The sequence below is a fragment of the Bradyrhizobium sp. USDA 3315 genome (assembly GCF_054056795.1).
This window is the reverse complement of record NZ_JBSRYP010000001.1, coordinates 4,122,174-4,146,774: the sequence shown is the minus strand read 5'-3', so window position 1 is coordinate 4,146,774 and position 24,601 is coordinate 4,122,174. Positions and strand designations below refer to the sequence as shown.

At 65.9% G+C, this 24,601-nt stretch carries 24 protein-coding genes; 11 read left to right on the top strand and 13 right to left on the bottom strand.

Going from position 1 to position 24,601, the window contains the following annotated elements; translation table 11 throughout:
- Nucleotides 1–92 precede the first annotated feature (92 nt).
- The 3 genes from ACVIYL_RS19095 to ACVIYL_RS19085 are packed head-to-tail and all read right to left on the bottom strand — an operon-like array spanning nucleotide 93 to nucleotide 3,904.
- Complete coding sequence (locus ACVIYL_RS19095; protein WP_456779459.1) at nucleotides 93–2,360, bottom strand: xanthine dehydrogenase family protein molybdopterin-binding subunit; 2,268 nt, start codon at nucleotides 2,358–2,360, stop codon at nucleotides 93–95.
- 3 nt (nucleotides 2,361–2,363) lie between these two features.
- Nucleotides 2,364–3,410 (bottom strand): FAD binding domain-containing protein, encoded by a 1,047-nt coding sequence (locus ACVIYL_RS19090; RefSeq protein ID WP_456779458.1) that lies wholly within the window; start codon nucleotides 3,408–3,410, stop codon nucleotides 2,364–2,366.
- Nucleotides 3,407–3,904 (bottom strand): (2Fe-2S)-binding protein, encoded by a 498-nt coding sequence (locus ACVIYL_RS19085; protein WP_057015174.1) that lies wholly within the window; start codon nucleotides 3,902–3,904, stop codon nucleotides 3,407–3,409. The genes ACVIYL_RS19090 and ACVIYL_RS19085 overlap by 4 nt, the downstream gene beginning before the upstream one ends.
- Before the next feature lie 152 nt (nucleotides 3,905–4,056).
- Between ACVIYL_RS19085 and ACVIYL_RS19080 the strand changes: the two genes are divergently transcribed.
- Nucleotides 4,057–4,689 (top strand): TetR/AcrR family transcriptional regulator, encoded by a 633-nt coding sequence (locus ACVIYL_RS19080; RefSeq protein ID WP_456779457.1) that lies wholly within the window; start codon nucleotides 4,057–4,059, stop codon nucleotides 4,687–4,689.
- A 119-nt stretch (nucleotides 4,690–4,808) separates the two neighbouring features.
- Here the strand turns inward: ACVIYL_RS19080 and ACVIYL_RS19075 are convergent, their stop codons facing one another.
- From ACVIYL_RS19075 to ACVIYL_RS19060, 4 genes are all read right to left on the bottom strand, one after another.
- Nucleotides 4,809–5,408 (bottom strand): hypothetical protein, encoded by a 600-nt coding sequence (locus tag ACVIYL_RS19075; protein ID WP_456779456.1) that lies wholly within the window; start codon nucleotides 5,406–5,408, stop codon nucleotides 4,809–4,811.
- Between the two features lie 52 nt (nucleotides 5,409–5,460).
- Nucleotides 5,461–5,649, bottom strand: coding sequence for a hypothetical protein (locus ACVIYL_RS19070; protein WP_253607316.1), 189 nt, complete (start codon nucleotides 5,647–5,649; stop codon nucleotides 5,461–5,463).
- A gap of 36 nt (nucleotides 5,650–5,685) precedes the next feature.
- Nucleotides 5,686–6,129 carry a hypothetical protein gene (locus ACVIYL_RS19065; RefSeq protein ID WP_253607315.1) on the bottom strand — a complete coding sequence of 148 codons (444 nt, stop codon included), beginning with the start codon at nucleotides 6,127–6,129 and terminating at the stop codon, nucleotides 5,686–5,688.
- A 374-nt stretch (nucleotides 6,130–6,503) separates the two neighbouring features.
- Nucleotides 6,504–6,857: a hypothetical protein gene (locus ACVIYL_RS19060; protein ID WP_456779455.1), complete on the bottom strand. Its 354-nt coding sequence runs from the start codon at nucleotides 6,855–6,857 to the stop codon at nucleotides 6,504–6,506.
- A gap of 146 nt (nucleotides 6,858–7,003) precedes the next feature.
- Between ACVIYL_RS19060 and ACVIYL_RS19055 the strand changes: the two genes are divergently transcribed.
- Nucleotides 7,004–7,207 (top strand): hypothetical protein, encoded by a 204-nt coding sequence (locus ACVIYL_RS19055; protein WP_016844551.1) that lies wholly within the window; start codon nucleotides 7,004–7,006, stop codon nucleotides 7,205–7,207.
- Nucleotides 7,208–7,591: 384 nt separating this feature from the next.
- The gene (locus ACVIYL_RS19050) at nucleotides 7,592–10,723 is read left to right on the top strand and encodes a multidrug efflux RND transporter permease subunit (protein ID WP_456779454.1); all 3,132 of its coding nucleotides are present in this window, start codon (nucleotides 7,592–7,594) and stop codon (nucleotides 10,721–10,723) included.
- A gap of 23 nt (nucleotides 10,724–10,746) precedes the next feature.
- Here ACVIYL_RS19050 and ACVIYL_RS19045 read toward each other — a convergent pair whose 3' ends face one another.
- Nucleotides 10,747–12,012 carry a D-amino acid dehydrogenase gene (locus ACVIYL_RS19045; RefSeq protein ID WP_253607312.1) on the bottom strand — a complete coding sequence of 422 codons (1,266 nt, stop codon included), beginning with the start codon at nucleotides 12,010–12,012 and terminating at the stop codon, nucleotides 10,747–10,749.
- 106 nt (nucleotides 12,013–12,118) lie between these two features.
- On the bottom strand, nucleotides 12,119–13,447 hold the full coding sequence (locus ACVIYL_RS19040; protein ID WP_035631725.1) for an aspartate aminotransferase family protein: 1,329 nt from the start codon (nucleotides 13,445–13,447) through the stop codon (nucleotides 12,119–12,121).
- A 160-nt stretch (nucleotides 13,448–13,607) separates the two neighbouring features.
- Between ACVIYL_RS19040 and ACVIYL_RS19035 the strand changes: the two genes are divergently transcribed.
- A complete protein-coding gene (locus tag ACVIYL_RS19035) occupies nucleotides 13,608–14,156 on the top strand; it encodes a cupin domain-containing protein (RefSeq protein ID WP_018273259.1) in 549 nt (182 codons plus the stop codon).
- Nucleotides 14,157–14,223: 67 nt separating this feature from the next.
- Entirely contained in the window at nucleotides 14,224–15,387 is a 1,164-nt protein-coding gene (locus tag ACVIYL_RS19030; protein WP_456779453.1) for a lysozyme inhibitor LprI family protein, read from the top strand.
- Between the two features lie 301 nt (nucleotides 15,388–15,688).
- On the opposite strand, the gene ACVIYL_RS19025 is transcribed toward ACVIYL_RS19030, so the two are convergent.
- Together ACVIYL_RS19025 and ACVIYL_RS19020 are read right to left on the bottom strand one after the other, a co-directional pair.
- Entirely contained in the window at nucleotides 15,689–16,441 is a 753-nt protein-coding gene (locus tag ACVIYL_RS19025; RefSeq protein WP_456781856.1) for a Crp/Fnr family transcriptional regulator, read from the bottom strand.
- A gap of 29 nt (nucleotides 16,442–16,470) precedes the next feature.
- Nucleotides 16,471–16,623: a hypothetical protein gene (locus ACVIYL_RS19020; RefSeq protein ID WP_456779452.1), complete on the bottom strand. Its 153-nt coding sequence runs from the start codon at nucleotides 16,621–16,623 to the stop codon at nucleotides 16,471–16,473.
- A 6-nt stretch (nucleotides 16,624–16,629) separates the two neighbouring features.
- Here ACVIYL_RS19020 and ACVIYL_RS19015 point away from each other — a divergent pair, with 6 nt between their 5' ends.
- Together ACVIYL_RS19015 and ACVIYL_RS19010 are read left to right on the top strand one after the other, a co-directional pair.
- Nucleotides 16,630–17,013, top strand: coding sequence for a hypothetical protein (locus tag ACVIYL_RS19015; RefSeq protein WP_141342804.1), 384 nt, complete (start codon nucleotides 16,630–16,632; stop codon nucleotides 17,011–17,013).
- Between the two features lie 130 nt (nucleotides 17,014–17,143).
- Nucleotides 17,144–17,548: a DUF4864 domain-containing protein gene (locus ACVIYL_RS19010; protein WP_456779451.1), complete on the top strand. Its 405-nt coding sequence runs from the start codon at nucleotides 17,144–17,146 to the stop codon at nucleotides 17,546–17,548.
- Nucleotides 17,549–17,555: 7 nt separating this feature from the next.
- Here the strand turns inward: ACVIYL_RS19010 and ACVIYL_RS19005 are convergent, their stop codons facing one another.
- Both ACVIYL_RS19005 and ACVIYL_RS19000 read right to left on the bottom strand, forming a co-directional pair.
- Entirely contained in the window at nucleotides 17,556–18,713 is a 1,158-nt protein-coding gene (locus ACVIYL_RS19005) for an MFS transporter (RefSeq protein WP_375162585.1), read from the bottom strand.
- Nucleotides 18,714–18,925: 212 nt separating this feature from the next.
- Nucleotides 18,926–19,393 carry a hypothetical protein gene (locus tag ACVIYL_RS19000; RefSeq protein WP_456779450.1) on the bottom strand — a complete coding sequence of 156 codons (468 nt, stop codon included), beginning with the start codon at nucleotides 19,391–19,393 and terminating at the stop codon, nucleotides 18,926–18,928.
- Between the two features lie 266 nt (nucleotides 19,394–19,659).
- Between ACVIYL_RS19000 and ACVIYL_RS18995 the strand changes: the two genes are divergently transcribed.
- The 4 genes from ACVIYL_RS18995 to flhA all read left to right on the top strand — a co-directional run bounded on the left by ACVIYL_RS18995 (nucleotide 19,660) and on the right by flhA (nucleotide 24,499).
- Nucleotides 19,660–20,289 carry a DUF1326 domain-containing protein gene (locus ACVIYL_RS18995; protein ID WP_057015186.1) on the top strand — a complete coding sequence of 210 codons (630 nt, stop codon included), beginning with the start codon at nucleotides 19,660–19,662 and terminating at the stop codon, nucleotides 20,287–20,289.
- 44 nt (nucleotides 20,290–20,333) lie between these two features.
- The gene (locus ACVIYL_RS18990; protein WP_253607310.1) at nucleotides 20,334–21,107 is read left to right on the top strand and encodes a DUF2182 domain-containing protein; all 774 of its coding nucleotides are present in this window, start codon (nucleotides 20,334–20,336) and stop codon (nucleotides 21,105–21,107) included.
- Nucleotides 21,108–21,767: 660 nt separating this feature from the next.
- Complete coding sequence (locus tag ACVIYL_RS18985; RefSeq protein ID WP_253607309.1) at nucleotides 21,768–22,064, top strand: hypothetical protein; 297 nt, start codon at nucleotides 21,768–21,770, stop codon at nucleotides 22,062–22,064.
- Nucleotides 22,065–22,366: 302 nt separating this feature from the next.
- Nucleotides 22,367–24,499, top strand: coding sequence for a flagellar biosynthesis protein FlhA (flhA, locus tag ACVIYL_RS18980; protein WP_456781855.1), 2,133 nt, complete (start codon nucleotides 22,367–22,369; stop codon nucleotides 24,497–24,499).
- Nucleotides 24,500–24,601 lie beyond the last annotated feature (102 nt).

The following is a 24,601-nucleotide window of genomic DNA, read 5'->3' as shown; positions in this document are numbered from 1 at the left end:
CAGCGTCCTGCCATAACTCACATTCGTGGTTATGGGTCCCGGCTTTCGCCGGGACGACACCTGTTATTACGGAGCCCTCACGTCGAGCCGCATCACCTCAACCCCATCACCACTTCCTCGATCTTGATCGGGAAATTCCGCACGCGGATGCCGGTGGCGTGGAAGACGGCGTTGGCAACGGCGCCGGCGCTGCCGGTGATGCCGATCTCGCCGACGCCCTTGATGCCGAGCGGGTTCACATGGGGATCGTGCTCGTCGACCGTGATCACCTCCATCGGCGGCACGTCGGCATTCACGGGCACATGATACTCGGCAAGGTTGGCATTCAGGATGCGGCCGGACCGCTTGTCCATCACCGCCTCCTCGTGCAGCGCGAAGGAAAGGCCCCAGATCATGCCGCCGCGCAGCTGGCTCTGCACCATCAACGGATTGATGATGCGCCCTGCGGCGAACGCGCCGACCAGCCGCGTGGCGCGGATCTGGCCGAGCTCCGGATCAACCTTCACCTCGGCAAAGACAGCGCCATGCGCGTGCATCGCATATTGCGATTGCGCCGCCGGATCGGCCGCACCCGTGCCGGAGGCCTCGACCTCGGCAACGCCGGCGCGCGCCAGGATCTCGGCGTAGCTTTCGCTGCGCGCATCATCGTCGCGGCGATGGAGCCGCCCGGCCCGCGCCACCACGCCGGCATTGCCGGCGCCGAACAGCGGCGAGCGCTTATCGGAGGTCGCAAGCTCGGCGAGTTTTGCGATCACCGCCGCACCGGCATTGTGGATCGCGGCACCGACCGTTGCGGTGTGCGCGGAGCCGCCGGCGATGCCGGCATCCGGCAGGTCCGACGTGCCCGACAGGAACGAGATCTGCTCGAGATCAAGCGCCAGCGCATCGGCCGAGATTTGCGTGAGCGCGGTCCAGGCGCCCTGCCCCATGTCATGCGCGCCGCTCTCCATCACGCCGCGTCCGTCGGCGCGGATCACGGCCCGGGCATTGCCCTGGAACATCAGCGCCGGGAATGTCGCGGTGCCTATGCCCCATCCGATCAGAAAGCCGTTCTCGTCACGCATCTGCCTTGGCTGCAGCGGACGCCCCGCCCAGCCGAAACGTTCGGCCGCCTTGGCGTAGCACTGCCGCAGCGCTTTGGAGGAAAACGGCTTGCCGGTGGTCGGCTCGACCTCGGCATAGTTCTTCAGCCGGAATTCCAGGGGATCGATGCCGCAGGCGAACGCCGCCTCGTCGACCGCGCTTTCCAGCGCGATCGATCCGGTGGCCTCGCCCGGCGCGCGCATGAACAGCGGCGTGCCGGTGTCGACGCGCACCGCCTCATGCGCGGTGCGGATCGCCGGGCTGGCATAGAGCGTGTGCGAGGCGTCCGCCGCAGGCTCGTAGAAATCGTCGAAGCTCGACGTCGTGACGCGCGCCTCGTGATCAAGTGCGGTCAGCACGCCGTTGTCACCAGTGCCGATCCGGATGCGCTGGCGGGTCTGCGGACGATGGCCGACCGGGCCGTACATCTGGCTCCGCCGCAGCACCAGCTTGACCGGACGTCCGACCAGTTTCGCCGCCATGACGCCGAGCACCTGCGGCCCGGAGACCAGGCCCTTGGAGCCGAAGCCGCCGCCGAGGAACGGGCTGTTGATGTGGATGTTGCCGGGCGGAATGCCGAACAGGCCGCCGATCCGCATCTGCGCCATCGCCATGCCCTGGCTCGGCGTGTCGAGGAACAAGCGATCGCCGTCCCACACCGCGACGATCGCGTGCGGCTCCATCGCGTTGTGATACTGCGCCGGCGTCTCGTAAGTTGCGTCGATCCGCTTCGATGCCGCGGCAAGGCCAGCATCGATATCGCCGTGCCGGACTTCGGCGGGATTACCGATGCCGACCACCGGCGGCGCGTAGGCTTCGCCGGCGTCGAGACCGACACGCGCGATCTCGACCTGATAGCGCGGCGACAGCAGCGCGGCGCCTTCGGTGGCGGCCTCCAGCGTCTCGGCGATCACGACCGCGATCGCCTGGTTGGCGTAGCGCACCTCGTCGCTCTGCAAGAGCTCCATGCGGAAGGCGAACGGATTGCCCTTGGCGTCGGGGTCTTCGGCGAGCTCCGGCTTGTGCGCCGGCGTCATCACGTCGATGACGCCGGGGTGGCGCTTGGCGGCGGCGACGTCGAGCGCGGTGACGCGGCCGCGCGCGATGCAGCTGGTCGCGATCACGGCATAGACCATGCCGGGCGGATGATTGTCGGCGGCATAGCGGGCCTTGCCGGTCACCTTCAGCGTGCCGTCGGTGCGGGTCAGCGGCTGGCCGATATTCGAGCCGTGCCTGAGATGGGCGGGGTCGCGGGTCAGATTGAGTTCAGCCGTCATGCGTTACGCTCCTGCAACGGATGAGAAGGGAGAGCCCGGCAGCGCGGGAATCCGGTCCGGCGTGCCTGCGGCAGCAAGGGTGAGCGCGCGCACGACGATGCGCTGCGCGAGCTCGATCTTGAAGGCGTTGTCGCCAGACGGCCTTGCATCGGCGAGCGCGGCGCGCGCCGCCTCGCGGTAGGTCGCCGCGTCCGGTGCGGCGCCCACGAGCACCTGCTCGGCCTCGCGCGCCCGCCACGGCTTTGCCGCGACGCCGCCGAGCGCCAGCCGCGCCTCGCGGACTTTTCCATCCTCGATGCGCAAGCCGGCCGCGGCCGAGACCACGGCGAACGCATAGGACGTGCGCTCGCGCACCTTGATGTAGCGCGCATGCCCGGAGAAGCCTTGCGCTTCGGCCGGCAGCCGCAGCGCGACGATCAGGTCGCCGCGCTCCAGCGCGGTCTCGCGCTCCGGCGTCTCGCCCGGCAGACGGTGCAGCGCCTCCAGCGGCAGCTCGCGCCGGCCGGTCTTGCCCTCGATCTCGACGACGGCATCGAACGCGACCAGCGGCACGCAGAAATCCGACGGATGGATTGCGATGCAGCCCTCGCTCCAGCCGAGCACCGCGTGCAGGCGGTTCTCGCCCTTCAGCGCGTCGCAGCCGGCGCCCGGCCAGCGCCGGTTGCAGGCGCTGCCGGCGTCGTAGAAATAGGCGCAGCGCGTTCGCTGCATCAGGTTGCCGCCGACGGTCGCGGCATTGCGCAGCTGGGCGGACGCGCCCGACAGCAACGCCTCGGCGACCGCCGGATAGTTGCGCGCGAACTCAGCGTCATGCGCGAGATCGGCATTGCGCACCAGCGCGCCGATCCGCAAGCCGCCGTCGGCCAGATGCTCGATGCGGTCGAGCCCCGGCAGACGCGTGACATCGACGAGACGGCTCGGCCGGCTGACGCCGCCCTTCATCAGGTCGAGCAGATTGGTGCCGGAGGCGAGATAGCTCGCGCCCTTCTCGGATGCCGCCGCGACCGCGTCCGCGACGCTGGCCGGCCTGACATAATCGAAGTTCATCATGCGGAGCGCCTCTGCTTGGTCGCGTTAATGTCGGCCTGCGCCTCGAGCACGGCCTCGGTGATTCCTTGATAGGCCCCGCAGCGGCACAGATTGCCGCTCATGCATTCCCGCACGCGCTCCGGATCATCGCCGGCCTGGCCTTCCTGGATCAGGCCGATGCCGCTCATGATCTGGCCCGGCGTGCAGAAGCCGCACTGGAAGCCGTCATGGGCGATGAAGGCGGCCTGCACCGGATGCAGCTGGTCGCCGCGCGCGACGCCTTCGATGGTTGTGATCTCGGCGCCGTCATGGCTGACGGCAAGCGCGAGGCAGGAATTGATGCGGCGACCGTCGACCAGGACGGTGCACGCGCCGCACTGGCCGCGGTCGCATCCCTTCTTGGTACCGGTGAGGTCGAGGCGCTCGCGCAACAGGTCGAGCAGGGTAACGCGGGGGTCGTCGAGGGCAATTTCCCGGCGGACACCGTTGATGGTGAGGCTGAGTGGGAGATTCATGCAGGGCTCCGATCCGTGTATGGTCGGGTTGAATCGAGGCAACGGAAGCCCGTGGCCGCCGATGCAGGATCGGCGCGCCTTGTCAGGTCCGGTGCTGGTCGCCATATACGGAGGCGTCCTCCGTTTACAAGGGAGGGTGAAAAGAAAAAGCGATGGCCGGTCGATCACCAGAAATTGCACGCAAGCCCCGCGCCGACGCCGTGCGCAATCGCGAGCGCGTGCTGGAAGCGGCCAAGGCCGTGTTCTCGGCCGGCGGCAGCGAGGCGAGTCTCGAGGCGGTGGCGCGCCATGCCGGCGTCGGCATCGGCACGCTCTATCGCCACTTCCCAACGCGCGAAGCGCTCTATGAGGCGGTCTACCGCCGCGAGGTCGAGCAGCTCGGCGATCTGGCCGAGCAACTGCAATGCGCGCCCGAGCCGGTCGAGGCGCTGCGGCGCTGGCTGCGCGCTAACGTGGAATTCGTCGCCACCAAGAAGGGCATGGTCGCAGCACTGGCGCTGGTCGCTCACGGCTCGACCGAGCTGCACGCCTATTCGTTCGACCGCCTGACCAAAGCGATCGGCACCCTGCTCGCGCGCGCGGTCGCGGCCGGTGCGATCCGTGGCGACATCAGCGCCGAGGACGTGCTGCGGGCGCTGATCGGCATGTGCTACATGCACGACCAGCCCGGCTGGCAGACCACTGCGCTCCGGCTGCTGGACGTATTCGTGGACGGCTTGCGGGTGCAGCCGGTCGGCACAACGGCAAAGCCTGCGAAGAAAGCCAACCCAAAGCCGTCGCGCTGACCTTACCCATCGTAGCCCGCATGAGAGCAGCGACATGCGGGACCGACTGCCCCGGATGTCGCGGAGCCTGTCATCGGCGGGCCATCGCGCGACCCGTTGGCTCAACGGGCTATGCTTGTTCAGGCTTCCATGTTGAAGAGGATGCCGAGCGGCAGCCGGGGTCCTGCCGGATTGACATGAAGCACCGCATCGATGGTGCGCGCGGCGGGGGATGACGGCTTCATCCAGTCAAGATGACCGGCGAGCCAGGATCGCGGTTCCGCAGCCAGCACGATCGCCGCCCCCCAGTCATCCAGCGGATTGTCGCGGGCCAGCGCCTGCTCGCGGCCGGGAATGGTTGTGCCGGCGGCGCCCATCAGATGATGCAGCACCGCCTTGGCAAGCAGGTCGCCGAAACGTCCGTCATCGACCCGTTCGCTCCCGACCGCATCGATCGCGAACAGCGCGTCGGCTTCGGCGCGACTGACCGAATGTCCGGCGCGACCGGCGGCACAGAGGATGCGCGCACATAGCGCGGCGTCGGCGGCGTCGATCGTTCGCGAGAAATGCGCCCGGCCGGCCACCGTGGGTCCCTCGCCCGCGATGATGTCGCAATACACCAGCGCGAGCGCCGCGGCGCTGCGGGCCGCAGCGTCGGACGTTAACCTCGCGATTTCGGCAACAAGATCCTCCGCGCCGCGAGGCGCATGCGGGGGCAGCTCAAACTCATGGGCACGCATCGATCGCTCTGCTGTTGATTGCCGCCCGCCCCACGATGGCGGCGGCCACCGCTCAAGGACGTCCGGTGCGTGGCCGCAGCCACCGCATGATGATTTCATGCGGTGTTCGACGGCTGCTGCGCGGCAGGTCGTGCCGCTGCAGCGCCGCCGTTGCAAAGGCGGCCGCCTGCTCGCTGGATTGCCGTTTCTCGCGCGCCAGCAACATCCATTCGCGGATCACGGCGCGTCGCACCTTTGACATGGTGATTTCCCCTCGCGATAAGCCGCGTTCAGCGCGTCAGGCCGCAAGCTGCAGCGGATGGGCTTGCGACCTCCGTGCCGACAGCGCGCAGCCGTACTGATGCACGATGCCCTGCTCGACGACGAAGCCGCGCCGCTCCAGCGACGCCCGCAGGCTTTGGTTGGCCGAGGGCTTCTGGGCATCGACCCACACCACCAGCACCGCACGGGCGCTAAGGACATTCGTCAACCAGTCCAGCGCCGGCTCGAGCGAGAGAAGCGTGCGCCGCCGCCAATCGACCAGCGCAACGTCGTACTGACCGGCGGGGCGGCCGCAATTGCCCGACGCCGCCGCGCGCGCGTAGCCGCGCCGCTGCAGCTCGAACATCAATTCCATGCTCCTCGTGCCGGCCACGACGATGCGCTGTTGCGTCGTGCAGCCGGCAAGCGCGATCATCGGCTCGATGATCCGGTCGCCGATAGCAATCTGAAGCGAAGACATGACATCACCTTTCGGTTCGCTGCCGCGCTCGCGGCCGAACCTCAACGGTCTGGCCTGCACGCGAGAGCGTCTGCGTCGGGCTCAATATCTTCAGGGCGGGATATGAATTCGAGAGCGCCGCGGGCTCTACGGCATATGAGCCGCATAGGCCCGCGCCGGATGCGATGGCTGCGGTCGCTGAGCACGGTGGCCGCGCAAGTGTGCTAAAGTGCACAGACGATCAGGTTGGCATTCGGTTAGATCGTCGCATTGCCAAGCCTGGTACATACATATCTGTTCATATTCGCGATCCAGCCCGGCCATCGCGCCGGGCTCTTTCGTCGCCGAAACGCGACCGTAATGAAAAACCCCGCGCTGAGGCGAGGCTTTCGCGATCATCGCGGATTGGTCCGCGTTCCGCTGTTGTTGCCGGGAAGGTTTGAGGTCCCGGTCCCGGTCCCGGAATTGTTGTTTGGGTCGGTCCAGTAGTTCGGCGTCGAGGTGCCTGGGTTGTTCATGTTCCCGGTCGTGCTGCCGGGCGGATTGCTCATTCCCGAGCCGGTTCCCATCCCGGTGGTGCCGCCGGTGCCGGTTCCTGTGCCGGAGCTTCCGGTCCCCGCGCCTGCACTCGCACCGCCGGCCGATCCGCCACCGGCGCCGCCCCCACCGCCGCCGCCACCCTGCGCGAAGGCGAGCGATGTCGACAGCATCACGGCCGCAGCCAATCCGATCGTTGCCAGTTTCTTCATGTGAGGTCCTTTCCTGGTTCGACCGGAAGCAACGTGGACCGCAAGGCGCACGTTCCTGCACGGCGGGACACACATCCGGCGCGGGCTCGCGAGGAACATGATGCTGGCTGTCCTGTTGAGCGGAATAGCGTTCCCGGAGGTGCGCGATGAAGACGCTTCAAATGCAGCACGAGATTACGGCCGAGCTGGAAAGACGATCCGGTGTCACTGGCCTGAAGCTGATCCGGCTCAAGGGCTATACGCCGAGCTGGGATCTCGGCGGCACCCGCGAGACCGCCCTGGACGAGGCGAAGGAAAAAGAACTTCGCGACATCGTGACCAGGATGCAGGACGAGTTCGACATCGCCTAGGACCACTGCACGAGCAAGTTGCACCGGACAAGCGGCGCCTGAACAATCATGACGCCCCCTCGTGGCGTCGAGCCAACCGCGCGCGCAATAATATGTCGTCCCACGATATATTCTGCGCCAGCGACATTTTTGACGCTTCCCAAACGGCGATAACGGCACGCGAATTCCGGCCATTGAACGAACGTCGAATGTGCGATCCGACGTTTCCATTCGCGCGGCATGCCCCGGAATGATTATGCTGGCAAAAAACAGGTAGACGCGGAGGCAGCTCCGCGATCTGCCGATTGGCCATGGCGAGGAAAACGCGCGTTCGCGCTCGAGCTTTCGAGGACGACTCCCGACCTTCGGGAAAAGATGCGCCTGCCGTTCATTTGGATCGCAGAAATGAACGAGAGCATCTCATCTCGGTTTATCCGCTACCCGATCGGCACCTCGCTGCTGATGGCCGGCATTCTGTTCGTCGGAATGGTCGCCTATCCCCTGTTGCCGGTCGCGCCGCTGCCGCAAGTCGACTTTCCGACCATCCAGATCTCCGCAAGTCTGCCCGGCGCCAGCCCGGAAACCATGGCCTCCTCGGTTGCGCAGCCGCTGGAGCGGCAATTCGCGCAGATTCCGGGCATTGCCCAGATGACCTCGACGAGTTCGCTCGGGTCGACCGCAGTCACCATTCAGTTCGATCTGAACCGCAGCATCGACGGCGCCGCCAATGACATCCAGGCGGCGATCAATGCCGCAGGTGGCCAGTTGCCCAAGAACCTGCCGACGCCGCCGACCTATCGCAAGGTCAACCCGGCGGACTCGCCGATCCTGCTGCTGTCGGCGACCTCGGACACCCTGCCCCTCATCACCGTGAGCGACGCGGTCGACGCCCAGCTCGGGCAGCAGATCAGTCAGATCTCGGGCGTCGCCCAGGTGTTCATCGGCGGGCAGCAGAAGCCTTCGATCCGCGTGCAGATCGATCCCGCCAAGCTGGTCGCCAAGGGGCTCTCGCTGGAAGATATCCGCGGCCAGATCGCGATCACGACGGTCGACAGTCCGAAGGGCAACATCGACGGCACGAGCCGTGCCTACACGATCTACGCCAACGATCAGTTGCTGGATGCCAAGGACTGGAATGACGTGATCATCGCCTACCGCAACGGCGGCCCGTTGCGGATTCGCGACATCGGCCAGGCCGTCGCCGGGTCGGAGGACATGAAGCGGGTCGCCTGGGCGGACGGCAAACGCGGCGTGTTCCTCGTCATCTTCAAGCAACCCGGCGCCAACGTCATCGGAACGGTCGACAGGATCAAGGAGCAGCTTCCAAGGCTCGTCGCCGCGATTCCGCCCGCCATCAAGATCAAGATCATCAGCGACCGGACATTGACGATCCGCGCCGCGGTCGAGGACGTGCAGATCACGCTGCTCATCACCATCGTTCTGGTCGTCATGGTGATCTTCCTGTTCCTGCGCAGCTTCTGGGCGACGGTGATTCCCGCCGTGACCGTGCCGCTCGCGCTGCTCGGCGCCTGCGCGCTGATGTGGGTGTTCGGCTACACGCTCGACAACCTTTCGCTGATGGCACTGACGATCGCCGTCGGCTTCGTGGTCGACGATGCCATCGTGATGCTGGAAAACATCACGCGATACGTCGAGCAGGGCGCGCGGCCGCTCGCCGCGGCATTGCAGGGCGCCGGCGAGATCGGGTTTACCATCCTGTCCATCAGTATCTCGTTGATCGCGGTGCTGATCCCGCTGCTGCTGATGGGTGGCGTGATCGGCCGACTGTTCCGCGAATTCGCGGTGACCCTGGCGATGGCGATCTTCGTCTCCCTGGTGGTGTCGCTGACGCTGACGCCGATGATGGCATCGCGCTTCCTGCGCGCGCATGGCGAAACCAGGCACGGCCGGCTCTACCAATGGAGCGAGGCGGCATTCGACAGGATGCTGCATGCCTATGAGCGAGGGCTTGATCGGGCGCTGAGCTGGAGCCGGACCACGCTCTGCATCTTCTTCGCGACGGTCGTACTGTCGGTCTATCTGTTCCTGATCATTCCGAAGGGATTCTTCCCGCAACAGGACAATGGCTTCCTGAACGCGGTGTCGGAGATGGCCCAGGATATCTCTTTCGCCGACATGGAGCGGCACCAGGAAGAACTCAGCAGGATCGTTCGGGCCGATCCCGCGGTGGAGAGCATGGCCGAGTTCATCGGCGGCGGCGGCACCGCGCTGAATTCGGGTCGCATGTACATCACGCTGAAGCCGCGCGAGGAGCGCGACGCGAATGCGCAGCAGATCATCGCGCGGCTGCGGCCGAAGCTCGAGGCGGTCGAGGGAGCACGTCTCTACATGCAGGCGTCCCAGGACGTCCGGCTGGGCGGCCGCGCCACGCGGACGCAGTTCGAATACACGCTGCAGGATGCAAAGCTCGACGAGCTGAACGAATGGGCGCCGAAGATTCTGGCCAGGATGAAGACGCTGCCGGAACTGCGCGACGTCGCCACCGACCAGCAGACCGAGGGAACGACGCTGACGCTGACCATCGATCGCGACACCGCGTCGCGCTTCGGTATCCAGCCGCAATTGATCGACGACACGCTGTACGACGCGTTCGGCCAGCGCCAGGTGACCCAATACTTCACCCAGCTCAACAGCTATCACGTCATCCTGGAGATCCTCCCCGAATTGCAGGGCAAGCTCGACACGCTCAACAAGCTCTACATCAAGTCGCCGACCACGGGGGACGAGGTGCCGCTCTCCGTGTTCTGCAAGTGGACCACTATTCCGGTGCGCCCGCTCGCGATCGCGCACCAGGGACAGTTTCCTGCGACCACGATCAGCTTCAACCTCGCGCAAGGGGTGGCGCTCGGCCAGGCCACCGATGCCATCCAGAACGCCGTCGCCGATCTCGGTGCTCCAGCCACGCTCAGCTCGAGTTTCCAGGGCACCGCGCAGGCTTTCCAGCAGTCACTGAGCTCGGTGCCGCTGCTGATCCTGGCCGCGCTGGTCGTGGTCTACCTGATCCTCGGCGTGCTCTATGAGAGCTACATCCATCCGCTCACGATCCTGTCCACGCTGCCATCGGCCGGGGTCGGCGCGCTGGCGATCCTGATGGCGTTCGGATTCGATTTCAGCCTGATCGCGCTGATCGGCATCATCCTCCTGATCGGAATCGTGAAGAAGAACGGCATCATGATGGTCGACTTCGCGATCGCCGCCGAACGGGAGGAGCATCTGTCGCCGCATGAATCGATCCGGAAAGCGGCCCTGCTGCGCTTCCGCCCGATCATGATGACGACGATGGCGGCGCTGCTCGGCGGCGTCCCGCTGATGCTGGGCACCGGAACGGGATCGGAAATCCGCCAGCCGCTCGGCTATGCGATGGTCGGTGGCCTGATCGTGAGCCAGGCGCTCACGCTTTTCACGACGCCGGTCGTGTATCTCTATCTCGACCGATTCTCGAATGCGCTGTCGAGCTGGACGGCAACGAAGCGGGACGACGATGTCGAACCGCCCGTGAAGAACGCCGCCGAATAGTGGCTCGCGTGCGGCAATGGGGCTTACCCGAACCTGACATCGTAGCGCTTGATCGACAGCTCCTTGGTGTCGATCTCGGGCTTCTTCCCCGAGAGCATGTCCGCCAGCACCCGGCCCGAGCCGCAGGCCATGGTCCAGCCGAGCGTGCCGTGGCCCGTGTTGAGGTGGAGATTGGCAAAGCGCGTTGCGCCGATCACCGGCGGGCCGTCCGGCGTCATCGGGCGCAGCCCGCACCAGAAGGTGGCCCTGGGAAGGTCGCCGCCGCGCGGAAACAGGTCGGTCAGCGAATGGTCCAGCGTCGCGCGCCGCGCGGCGTAGAGCTTGGTCGAATAACCTGAGATCTCCGCGGTGCCGCCGACGCGGATGCGATCGCCGAGCCGGGTGATCGCGACCTTGTAGCTCTCGTCCATCACGGTCGATTCCGGCGCGCCGGACGCGTCCCTGATCGGAACGGTGATCGAATAGCCCTTGACCGGATAGACCGGCAGCGAGATGCCGAGCGGCCGCAGCAGGATCGGCGAATAGCTGCCGAGCGCCAGCACATAGGCATCCGCCGTCATCATTCCGGCGCTGGTCGCGACGCCGGTGATCCGGGTCGTGTCCGCATTCAGCCCGTCGATGCCGACATTGAAGTTGAAGCGCACGCCGAGCTTCTCGGCTTCCAGCGCCAGGGCCTGCGTGAACATGTGGCAGTCGCCGGTCTCGTCATGCGGCAGCCGCAGCCCGCCGGCGAACTTTTCCTTCACGCCGGCCAGCGCGGGCTCGGCGGCGATGCAGCCCTCGCGGCCCAGCACCTCGAACGGCACGCCGTATTGCTTCAGCACCGCGATGTCGTCGCCGGTGTGATCGAGCTGGGCCTGCTCGCGAAACAGCTGCAGCGTGCCGCGCGCACGCTCGTCATAGCGGATGCCGATCTCGCTGCGCAGCGCCTGCAGGCAGTCGCGGCTGTATTCCGCGATCGGGATCATCCGGCTCTTGTTCACCGCGTAGCGCGACGTGGTGCAGTTGCGCAGCATCTTCAAGAGCCAGAGCCACATCACGGGATCGAGCTTGGGGCGGATCACCAGCGGGCCGTGCTTCATCAACAGCCACTTCACCGCCTTGACCGGCACGCCGGGGCCGGCCCAGGGCGACGAGTAGCCCGGCGACACCTCGCCGGCATTGGCAAAGGAGGTTTCCAGCGCGGGCTTCGGCTGACGGTCGATCACCGTGACCTCGTGGCCTGCGCGCGCAAGGTAATAGGCAGAGGTGACGCCGATCACGCCACTGCCGAGAACAAGGACCTTCACTTTTCCTCACATCCTGCAGCGAAAACGCAATCGCCGCTGCGAAACCACTCTGCTTCGCAACGGCGACAGCAATTTGTAGAGCTAGCTAATATCTAGCTAGCAATTATCAGGCCACGCGCTTGATGGAGTCGCCGAGGATCGAGACGATGTCGTCGATGTGCGACTTCTCAACGATCAAAGGCGGCGACAACGCCAGCGAGTCGCCGCTCATGCGGAAGTAGAGGCCGCGGTTGAAGCAATCGACCATGATGTCGTAGCCGCGCGCGCCGACGACACCATCGCGCGGCGCGACTTCGACCGCACCCATCAGGCCCTGGTTGCGGATGTCGACCACGTTCGGCAGGCCCTTCAGCGAATGCAGGGCATCGCGCCAGTAGTCGGCGAGCGAGGCGCCGCGGGTCAGCAGAGCTTCGTCCTTGTAGATGTCGAGCGTGGCAAGACCCGCCGCGCAGGCCACCGGATGCGCCGAATAGGTGTAGCCGTGGAACAGCTCCATGGCGTTGTCCGGACCAACCATCAGCCCGTCGTGGATCTGGCGGCTGGTGAACACCGCGCCGCACGGCACGGTGCCGTTGGTGATGCCCTTCGCGGTCGTCATCATGTCGGGCGTCACGCCGTAGAAGTTGGCGGCGAACGGGGTGCCGAGGCGGCCGAAGCCGGTGATGACCTCGTCGAAGATCAGGAGGATGCCGTGCTTGGTGCACAGCTCGCGCAAGCGCTGCAGATAACCCTTCGGCGCCGGCAGCACTGCGGTCGAGCCCGGCACCGGCTCGACGATTACCGCCGCGATGGTGTCGGCGCCATGCAGCGCCACCATCCGCTCGACATCGTCGGCGAGCTCGGCGCCGTGCTCCGGCTGGTCCTTGGCGAAGGCGTTGCGGGCGAGATCGTGGGTATGACGGATGTGGTCGACGCCGGGCAGATGGGTCGCGAACTGGCGGCGGTTGGCGACCATGCCGCCGACCGACATGCCGCCGAAGCCGACGCCGTGATAGCCGCGCTCGCGGCCGATCAAGCGGGTGCGGCTCGGCTGGCCGGCGGCACGATGATAGGCCAGCGCGATCTTCAGCGCGGTATCGACCGATTCAGAGCCCGAATTGGTGAAGAAGACGCGATCCAGCCCCTTCGGGGCGATCTCGGCAAGCCGCTCGGCAAAATCGAACGCCAGCGGGTGGCCCATGTTGAACGAGGGCGCGAAGTCCAGCGTCGAGAGCTGCCGCTCGACCGCGGCCGCGATCTGCGGGCGGCCGTGGCCGGCGTTGACGCACCACAGACCGGCGGAGCCGTCGATCACCTGCCGGCCGTCGACCGAGGTGTAGTACATGCCCTTGGCGGAGGAGAACAGCCGCGGCGCCTTCTTGAACTGCCGGTTGGCCGTGAACGGCATCCAAAACGAGTCGGTCTTGATGGTGTTCGGAATCTGATGAACGGTCACGGCGGCGCTCCATTGCTGACTGATGCTAGTCGGACCACTCTTCCAGGCACTCAACAAGTCCTTTTCTGCCGCACCGCAAGCCATTGATCTTGTTGAGGCGGTCTGCCAAGATTTGTTCGATCCGCAACACCTGCAACAGGGATTTGCCAAGGGGACTGCCATGAGCGTCGACATCGGCGGTCGGCTTCGATTCATCCGCGCGCGCCACAAGCTGTCGCAGCGCGAGCTCGCCAAACGCTCCGGCGTGACCAATTCGACGATTTCGCTGATCGAATCCAACCAGATGAACCCGTCGGTCGGCGCCCTCAAGCGCATCCTCGACGGGATCCCGATGGGGCTTGCCGAATTCTTCGCGATCGAGCCGGAGCGGCCGCGCAAGGCGTTCTATCGCGCCGACGAACTGACCGAGATCGGCAAGAAGCCGATCTCCTACCTGCAAATCGGCGACAGCCTGTTCGGCCGGGCGTTGCAGATCCTGAAGGAGCGCTACGAGCCCGGCAGCGACACCGGCCGGGTGCCGCTGGTGCATGAGGGCGAGGAAGGCGGCATCGTGGTCTCGGGCCGGCTCGAGGTCACGGTCGACGACGAGCGGCGGGTGCTCAACGCCGGCGACGCCTATTACTTCGAAAGCCGCCGCCCGCACCGCTTCCGCTGCATCGGCGCCAAGCCGTGCGAGGTGATCTCGGCCTGTACGCCGCCGACGTTTTGAACCCGGCGCGCGCGGCGGGCGACCCAAGCCGCAGGGGCCGCATGGCGCGGCCGTGCGGGTGACGTCGATGCCTTGCTCTCCACGGCTTGCGGTCGCCGCCGCGGTCCTTGCGTCCGGCCCGTCCGTTGCGATGGACGACGATCTGCGGGCATCGAGCAGCGCGCCGACCGCGATCAGGCTGTGCGGCGATGGCGGCTCCAGCACGATCAAGACCGCGGACTGCAGGAAGGCCGGCACCGACAGGCTGGTGACGCAGATCGACCGGGCGTTCGACCCGGCGCTCGGCAAGATGCCGGCGAACGTCAAGCCGAAAGCCGACGCTGCGGCCGCTCCCGCCAGGCCGCCGTCACTCAAACTCCGCCGCCAGGGCGAGACCTTGCGGATCGTCGGCAGCATCGACGAAGAGGAGTGGGACGGCTTCGCCGACTGCTCGTCGATGTGGCAGGTCACCGGCAGCTATTTTGCCGCCGGCAAGGATACGGCATCCGACCGGGCGGACACCGCCTTCGTCGTCCCGACCTTCGACTGCACCAGGCCGGAGACGGCGACCGACGAGGAAATCTGCGCCGACCCTGATCTGGCCGACAACGACCGGCGGCTGAACCGCGCCTGGAAGGCATTGCAGCCGCACCTCGACGAGGCGACGCGGCGCGCGCTGATCGACGACCAGCGCAGCTGGGTGAAGAGCCAGACGCAGCAATATCCCGAATTCCTGCACCCGGCCTGGAACAAGCAGAGCTCCCAGGTTCACTTCACCGTAGATGCCCGCGACCACGTCGACGAATTGCAGCGCGAACGCCTGGCGCTGCTCAAAGGCTTTGACGACAAGCGCAGCGGGCTTGCCGGCATCTGGCTCGCTCATAACGCCATCATCAAGATCACCACCGAGAGCAACGGCGCCGTGAAGGCGACGGGATGGAAGTGGGACCAGGGCGACTGGAAGGCCGGCTGCGACTACGAGATGACGGGCAAGATCGTCGGCGGCACATTCCGCTCCGACGAGCAGCGCAAGAACCCGGACACGCTCGAGCGCGACCACGCCATGCTGATCGTCAACCGGCAGGACGATCTGTTCGCGAAGAAGCACTACTCGAACAAGGACGGCACCACCGAGAACAAGGACGCCGACGAAGCGAAATGCAAGCGCCGGCTCGACAATTCCTCGACCGCGCGGCTGTTTCCCGCCCGCCCCTCGCCGGACATCGACAATTTCAAGGGCTCGATCAGATAGAGCGTCTTCAGGCGAAGTGGATACCGGTTCGCGTGACGAAAACGCGTCAAGACAACAATCCAGAGACCCGTTCCGATTCAATCGGACCGGAATGGCTCTGATCACGCGACAGTATCACAGATCGCGCGTCTGCCGGTCGCCCCAAGCAATAACGGCGGCAATGGTGGCGAACATCGCTGTGACCGCGATCATGACGAGGATGGTGTCGAGAGGCATGGGTCGTCTCCTGCATATGATGGAGAGACCTAGCGCGCCTGCGCGCGCATCGCCTTGTGCTGGATCAAAACCCGACGCCGCGGCGTCAGCTCGCGCCGCTCAGCTTGAGCCGTTCGAGGTCGAGCAGCCGCACGCCATCGGGCACGATCAACACCACCTTCTCGCGCGCAAGGCGGGTCAGCGTGCGGCTCACCGTCTCGATGGTGAGACCGAGATAGTCGGCGATGTCCTGCCGGCTCATCGGCAGCGGCACGGTGACAGACACGCTTCCGATCCGGGCGTATCGCGTCTGCATGTGGAGCAAGAATGCAGCGATCTTTTCCTCGGCACTGCGCCGTCCGAGCAGCAACATCTGGTCCTGCGCCAGGCTCAACTCGTGCCCCGCGAACTCATGCAGGCGGCGCAGCAGATGCGGCTTGCCGTCGACATAGGCGAGGAACGCCGATCGCACGAAACGGCAAACCGCGACGTCGTTGACCGCCTCCGCGGTGACGCCGTAGCGGTCCTGCAGCGCAAGTCCGAGGAAGTCGCCCGGCAGCGCGAAACCCACGATCTGGCGGCGGCCGTCGGGCAATGATTTGTAGAGCCGCACGACCCCGTCGGTGACATTGAACACGCTGCCCGCCAGCGCACTCTGCTCGAACAGCGTCGTTCGCGCCGGAACCTGCTTTGCCTGGCTGATCCGGTCGAGCTCCTCGAGCTCGGACGGCTCCAGCGCAGCGCAGACGCTGAACAGCCTGACCTTGCAGTCCTCGCAGCCATTCGTGGCGTGGCCGTGCCTGCAGTCGGAACGCGTCGCGCCGGCACACGAATCCTGCAGTGGCTCGGCAATGCTCATGGCTTCGAGGGTCCGCATGGCTAGGTGCTTCACACTATCAACCCCGATTTGATCTGGATCAACCGCCGGCGGCATTGATGCAGATCAATGCTGCGCCGCGCTTTCCCCAGCAGTTTCGCCATCATCGGGGATTCCGGGCGATGAACGAGCAATTCCAGGCACTTCCGATCGACCATCAGCATGCGATCGTGGCCTATCCGCTGGTGTTCATGCATGATGCCAGTATTACCACGGATCAGTGGCTGCGGTTCGTGCGCCGGCGCTGCCGCGGCAGCTCGCCCGAGACCGGGCTGATCGCGATCCGCGATCGCCGCGGCGTGATCCATGCCCTGTTCAGTTACCGCATCGATAACGACCTGCGCGTCCGCAAGCGGCTCAGCATCGGCGACCTGATCGTCGCGCATCTGCCCGGCTCGCGGATCGACGACGCGGTGTCGAACGTCATCGCCGAGGTTTCGGCGCAATACGGTTGCCAGATCGTCACCATCGAGCAGCCATTCGCAACGCGTCATGCGCGGCACGCCGGATGCCCGACTGCCGAGGCGCTGCGGCACCATCGGCGCGTCAACTGACATCGCGCTGCGTGGTCGTTCGGAGCCAGCCGCCGAACGCGCCTGCTCCGCGCCTGCTCCGTTGCCGCCGTGGTCGCGCGGGAGTAGCCTTGCGGCGACTGGAAGGTCCGACTGTCGACGGTGCCACCGCATGCGCATCATCGTGATGTTCGTCGCTATTCTGCTCGGCTCGCTCGCTCCCGCAGCGGCCGACGACGTCGGCGCCGCGCAGGCCGTGATCCGCGCGCAGGAGCAGGCGTTCGGCCGCGACGACGCCGCGGCGGCCTATTCGCATGCCGCGCCGGCGATCCGGCAGATCTTTCCGCAAGCCGACATCTTCATGTCGATGGTGCAGAGCCAATACGCGCCGGTCTATCGGCACAGGAGCTTCGAGTTCGGCGAGGCGCGCAGCGACGGCGACCGGATCGCGCAGCGCGTCCATATCGTCGACGCCAATGGCGAGGCGTGGGAGGCGCTCTACACGCTGGAGCGGCAGGCCGACGGCAGCCTGAAGATCACCGGCTGCTCATTGCTCAAGGCCGGCCAGGCGGTGTGATCGAGAATTACGCCAGCGCCACCCGCTGCCGCGAGCGCATCATGAGCAGCAGGATGATGCTGACATTGAGCAGGTTCCAGGCGAGGCCGTTGGCGAAGGCGGCGGCGTAGGAGCCGGTGGCGTCGAAGATCACACCCGAGATCCAGCCGCCAAAGGACATGCCGAACACCGAGGCGAAGATCACGATGCCGATCCGCGTCGCGGCCTCCGACGCCGGCATCGCCTCGCGCACGATGATCGCGTAGCTCGGCACGATGCCGCCCTGGAACAGGCCGAACATCGCCGAGATGATGTAGAGCGAGGTCAGGCTGTCGAAGAACAGATAGAACAACAGCGCTGCGCCTTGCGCGATCGAGCCGATCAGCAGCGTGCGGATGCCGCCGATCCGGTCGGCGAGGAAGCCGGAGCCGATCCGGCTGATGATGCCGAAGCCGAGCATCAGCGACAGCATCTCGGCGCCGCGCGCCACGCCGTAGCCGAGATCGCCGCAATAGGCGACGATATGGACCTGCGGCATCGACATCGCCACGCAGCAGGAAATCGACGCGAGCGACAGGATCGCGGTCAGCGCGTTGGTGGAAAGCTTGAGGTCGACCCGGGGTGGTGCCGCGTTGCCATGGCTGCGCCTGGTCGCCGCGCCCATCAACACGCGCAGCACCATGAGTGCCAGCAACATCGCGATCGCGGTGAAGATGCCGATTGCAATATGGGTGGTGCGCCAGCCGACACTCTGCATGCCGAAATTGACCAGCGGCGGCCACACCGTACCGCCGACGTAATTGCCGCTCGCGGCGATCGCGACCGCGAGGCCGCGGTAGCGCTCGAACCAGTGCGACGCCTCCGCCATCAACGGGCCGAAGGTCGCCGCCGACGACAGGCCGATGGCAAAATGCAGCAGGATGAAGGCCCAGATCGACGGCGCGTAGCCGGCGCCGACATAGCCGAGGCCGAGGATGCCGATCCCGGCGCCGATCGCCGCGACGATGCCGTAGCGGTCGCTGATCTTGCCGGTCACGACCTGGCCGAGGCCGAAGCCGAGCATCACCATGGTGAAGGCGAGCGAGGCCGTTCCGCGGGTCGCGCCGAAGTCCGTCTGCACCACGGGCAGCGCCACCACGACCGACCACATGCCGACGCTGCCGAGCGAGCCAATCACCACGGCCACGACAAGGCGCAGCCATGCCCGGCGCGAGTCGGGAATGAACGTAGCGACTTCAGGGGAAAATTCAGAAGAAATTACCACGGCAGGCGGAACTTCGTCGGCATTTGCCTCCGGGTCAAGCCACATTGCCGAGAGATTAGGCATGCGCCAGCAAGGGGACGCCGCCCCTTGAAACGGCACGCTCCGCGGCGGATTCGCGCGCGGCTAGCGTCGCATCAATTCCCGAAGTTCGGGTCCTGCGACTGGAACGGGCCGCATTTGGCGCGTTTCGCAAACCGCTGATCGAAATCGACCGTGCCCCCGCCCACCGGAATCTGTGTCGGCGGCAGTCCCCTTGTGTACTGGTCGACGGTCACCGTCTTCTTGTCCGCGCTCATCGTGACGCGAACCGGCTCAAGCGGCTTGCCCTTGTTGGCCTCGGTCAGGTCGAGCGCGTAGTAGCCGATCACCGTCTGGCCGGCGCGCAGGCCTTGGCCTGCCAATGCAACCGATAGCGGTAGATAGACCTCCATCCTGACGCCTTCGCCGTCGCACGCCAGCATGCGCATCATGGCGGCGTCCTGGCCCGGAGGCTTTGCGGCAGCACCCGTCGCGACGGAAAGGGTGACAGCCGCGACAGCCCTGAAACCACCAATCCAGGGTTTGCCGGTCGTTACCGCCGCACGGTCTCCTTGGCTTGTCATGGAATCCCCCGACACGAAGCGACTTGCTCGGTATTTCGTCTGACGTCGAGGCTGGGACGTTCAATCCCGGTCCGTCCTCCCTCCCCGATCGGCGCCTCCGTGCGCCGCCGCGGCGATGTTTGGGCGATCGGGCGTCAGCGCTTCCTGTACCGCCGGACCGGTTGCTGCTATGATCCCGGCCTACTTGAACTGATCCGGTTTTTTTTGAAGCGGAAGGCATTCTGAAGCGCCTGCATTGATCACCGACAGTCATATGGAGGTTTGCCATGGCTTCTGACTGGCGTCTCGAAGGCGAATGGATCAAGAACTGCAATTGTGCATTTGGCTGCCCCTGCGATTTCAATGCGCTGCCGACGCATGGTTCCTGCAAAGGCATGGTCGGCATGCGGATCACCAAGGGGCATTTCGGCAGCACCAAGCTCGACGGCCTGGTGTTCGCGGCAACCGTCGACTTTCCCGGCGCGCTTCACGAGGGCAACGGGCAGATGCAGCCGATCATCGACGAGCGCGCCACGGCGGAACAGCGCGAAGCGCTGTTCAACATCCTGTCCGGCAAGAATTCGGCCGAAGGCACGCTGTTCCAGATCTTCAGCCTGATCGTGACCAAGATCCATGATCCGGTGTTCGTGCCGATCGAGTTCTCCTTCGACAAGAACGGGCGCGTCGCCAAGCTCGTCGCCAAGGGCGTGCTGGAGACCGAGGTCGAGCCGATCAAGAATCCTGTCACCGGCACGCCGCATCGCATCCAGGTCGTGATGCCGGAGGGGTTCGAGCATAGGGGGGCCGAGGTGGCCTCCTCCAACATCCGCTCGACCGGGGCGATCAAGTACGAGACCAAGGGCTCGCACAGCTCGCTCGCCAACGTCGTGCAGACGCCGGACGGCGTCGCGGCCTGACACGGCCGGACGCCGTTCGGCCGTTCGGCTGCTGGGATCCCACCATGAGCGAGACATCGGCGCTCGAACACGTCCTGCGGCATGACCGCCTGATCTTTGCAGGCGGCATCGCCGCGGTGATGGCGCTGGCCTGGGCCTATCTCCTGGCCGGCGCCGGCATCGACATGAGCATGGCTGATATGCCGATGGATCCGACGCCATGGACGCCTTCCTATGCCGTGCTGGTGTTCGTCATGTGGTTGACGATGATGGTCGCCATGATGATCTCGAGCGCCGCGCCGATGGTGTTGCTGTTCGCCGCCCTGAAGCGCAAGCAATCGGCAACGCCCTCTCCCCTCGCTGAGGCCTGGATATTCCTGTGCGGCTATCTCGTGATCTGGGCCGGCTTCAGCCTCGCCGCGACGCTGGCGCAATGGCAACTCGACCTCGCCGGCCTCTTGTCGATGGCGATGGCTGCTACCAGCGCGACGCTCGCCAGCGGCGTCCTGCTGCTGGCCGGGCTCTACCAGTTCACGCCGCTCAAGCGCGCCTGCCTGCGCTACTGCCAGAGCCCGGTGCTGTTCCTGAGCCGGCACTGGCAACCGGGCACGGCCGGTGCGCTGCGCATGGGGCTGCGGCACGGCCTTTACTGCCTCGGCTGCTGCTGGTTCCTGATGGCATTGCTGTTCGTCGGCGGCGTGATGAACCTGCTCTGGATCGTCGGCATCACCGTCTACGTCGCCTGCGAGAAGCTGCTCCCGGTCGGCCACCGCCTCAGCTATGCCGCCGGCGCCGCGTTGATTGTGGCGGGACTGATCGTGCTCGTGCATACGACTTGAGAAAGTGTCCGGACGTGTAGGAATATCGATCGCGCGACGGCGATCATCCTGTCGAAGAAGATTGAAAGCAGTGCGAGCTGGTTCACACTTGCCATTCGTCATCCGTGCCAAGATCGTTCGGACGGTGGATTGTGCGTCGCAGGCCGGCAGCGCTGCCTGTGACGGAACTGACGAGCGACAGACGCTCGCGTGCTGGCGTCAAGCCAGATGCCCCACGCCCCCGGCCGTCGCGCCGAGAGAACCGCATGCATTTCATCGGAGGGTACATCATGCATACCTTGCCCGCAGAATGGCTACCCGTTTCAACTGCGCCAGCAGACCGGGATCTTGAAGTCTGTGTCCTGGACTATGATGGAATGGTCCATGCGCTCGTGGTCCCCTGCCACAAGGACGGCGCCGACTGGGTCGTTGGTTCAAATGACCACGTCCATGTTCAACCGACGCATTGGCGCAGTTGGACTGAGCCCGCCTAAAGCGGGCCCCTGCACCGCCGGGCAGACCCGGCGCAGGGCCGCCGGGGACGCTCCATGGCGCGCCCGGACGAGTTACCGCCATCGCGCCGCACGGGCAAGAGCCCCGGTGCAGCGTCAATCTCGCGCCAGCCCATGAAATCGGCTAGACTTATCGCGTGAGGTTCAAGGGTGGGCCAGGAGGCTCGTCATGGAATCACACGTGATCCCTTTCGAAAATCGCTGGACCAACGGCAAGCATGCCTGGGAATGGCACTGCGAGCTCGAGCGGCTGGGCGTGCCGACAGTCCGGACGATGTACTGCGAGCATGAAACGCACCGTCGCAACAAGTCGGCGGTGGTGTTCGACATCCCCGCGGGCTTTGTCCACGACTGGCTGGCCTTTCATGACCGGCGCGCCGCCCGGCAGCAGTTCTTATGGCGCGCCAGCGTCATCACGCTCGGCATCATCGCCGCATCGGGCGTCGTGCTCGGTGCGCTCAAATAGAGGCCGCGAGGCCATCCCCGAACAGCCGGACGATCCAGCCTACCCGCCCGAACCCCCGACGCCTCGGGCCGCGACGTCCGCGCACCCCCTCCGCGCGGCCTTTGGACGGCCCTTATTAACCCTTTGCTAACCATACACCCGGCAAGAATTGCCGAGTGAAGTCGAGTGTCGTCGAACGCGTCTAACGGGCGGAGATCCCCGTGAACGCCAGCGCGGTGCCTCACTTTCGGAACGGCGGCCCTGCGGCCGTCGCGCAGACGCTTGGCGGCCGCAGCCGCCAGTCGCGGGGGAGCGCGGCTACCATGGTCGACATCACGGCGGGTCAGGGCACGGCAGGCAAGAGCGGATTGCCGAGCCTCGGCGAGATCGGCGACATCCTGAAGCGCGGCGATATCGCGCTGGCGATCGGCGTCCTCACCATCCTGGTGGTGCTGATTCTGCCGCTGCCCTCGATCGTGCTCGACCTTTTCCTGGCGGTCTCGATCACGGTCTCGATCCTGATCCTGATGACCTCGCTGTTCATCCAGGCGCCGCTGGAATTCTCGTCGTTTCCGACCATCCTGCTGATCTCGACCATGCTGCGGCTGTCGCTGAACATGGCCTCGACCCGGCTGATCCTGAGCCACGGCCACGAGGGCACGGCGGCCGCCGGCCACGTCATCGAGGCGTTCGGCAACTTCGTGATGGGCGGCAACTTCGTGATCGGCATCATCGTGTTCGCGATCCTGGTGATCGTGAACTTCGTGGTCATCACCAAGGGTTCGAGCCGCATCGCCGAAGTTGCCGCACGCTTCCAGCTGGATTCGATGCCCGGCAAGCAGATGGCGATCGACGCCGATCTCTCCGCCGGCCTGATCGACGAGAAGGCCGCCAAGGAGCGCCGCAAGGCGCTGGAAGACGAGAGCGGCTTCTTCGGCGCCATGGACGGTGCCTCGAAATTCGTCCGCGGCGATGCCATCGCCGGTCTTTTGATCGTCGGCATCAACATCGTCGGCGGCATTATCATCGGCGTCGCCCAGCAGGGCCTCTCCTTCAGCGAAGCCGCCCGCACCTACACCGTGCTGACGGTCGGCGATGGCCTCGTCACCCAGGTGCCCGCGCTGATCGTCTCGACCGCCGCCGGCCTCCTGGTCTCCAAGGCCGGCATCACCGGCGCCGCCGACAAGGCGCTGATGCGCCAGCTCTCCGGCTATCCGCAGGCGCTCGGCATGTCGGCCGGCGTGATGCTGGTGCTGGCGCTGCTGCCGGGCATTCCGACGCTGCCGTTCCTGGCGCTCGGCTCCGGCGCCGCGGTGCTGGCCTGGAACGCACGCAAGCAGAAGCGGGCTGCGAAGGCGGCCGAAACGGCAGCAGCCGCCGCCCCTGCTGCAGCCGCGGCCGCCGCCGCTGCGGCCGCGGAGGAGCCGATCGCCGCCGCGCTGAAGATCGACGACCTCAAGATCGAGCTCGGCTACGCGCTGCTGCCGCTGGTTAACGGCCCCGACGGCACCGACCGCCTGACCGAGCAGATCAAGGCGCTGCGCCGCTCGCTGGCCATAGAGATGGGTTTCGTGATGCCGGCGGTGCGCATCCTCGACAACGTCCAGCTCGAAGCCAACAGCTACGTCATCAAGATCAAGGAAGTCGACGCCGGCACCGGCAAGATCTGGCCGAGCCAGTTCATGGTCATGGACCCCGCCGGCAACCAGGTGCAACTGCCCGGCATCCACACCATCGAGCCGACCTTCGGCCTGCCGGCGACCTGGGTCGACGCCGGCCTGAAGGAAGAGGCCGCGCTGAAGGGCTACACCGTGGTCGACGCCGCGACCGTGCTGTCGACGCATCTGACCGAGCTGCTCAAGACCAACATGGCGGACCTGTTGTCCTACGGCGAGGTGCAGAAGCTCTTGAAGGACCTGCCGAAGGAGCAAGGCGAGCTGATCAAGGACATCGTGCCGGGCCAGGTCACGGTGTCGGGCATCCAGCGCGTGCTGCAATTGCTGCTCGCCGAGCGCATCTCGATCCGCGATCTCTCGACCATCCTCGAAGGCATCGCCGACGCGCTGGCGTTCTCGCGCAATCCGGCCACCATGGTCGAGCACGTTCGTGCCCGGCTGGCCCGCCAGATCTGCGCACAAAACACCTCGCCGAATGGCTATTTGCCGCTGATTGCGCTGTCGGCGCGCTGGGAGCAGGCGTTTGCGGAGTCGATCGTAGGCACCGGTGACGACCGCAGCCTGGCGATGCAGCCCTCGAAACTGTCGGAGTTCATGACCGCCGTGCGCAACGCCTTCGAGCAGGCGGCGCGCGAGGGCGAGGCGCCGGTCCTGGTGACGTCGGCCGCGATCCGGCCGTTCGTTCGCTCACTGGTGGAACGGTTCCGCTCGCAGACCACCGTCCTGTCGCAAGCCGAGATCCATCCCAGGGCCCGGCTGAAGACGGTCGGCAGCGTTTAGAGTCACTTGTTCGGAAGCGTTTTCTGCACGCGAGCCGGGCGTCCACTTCGCGCGAAAACGAGCTAGGGGCCGCAAATCACTTGCGTTTTCGTCTGTGCTTTC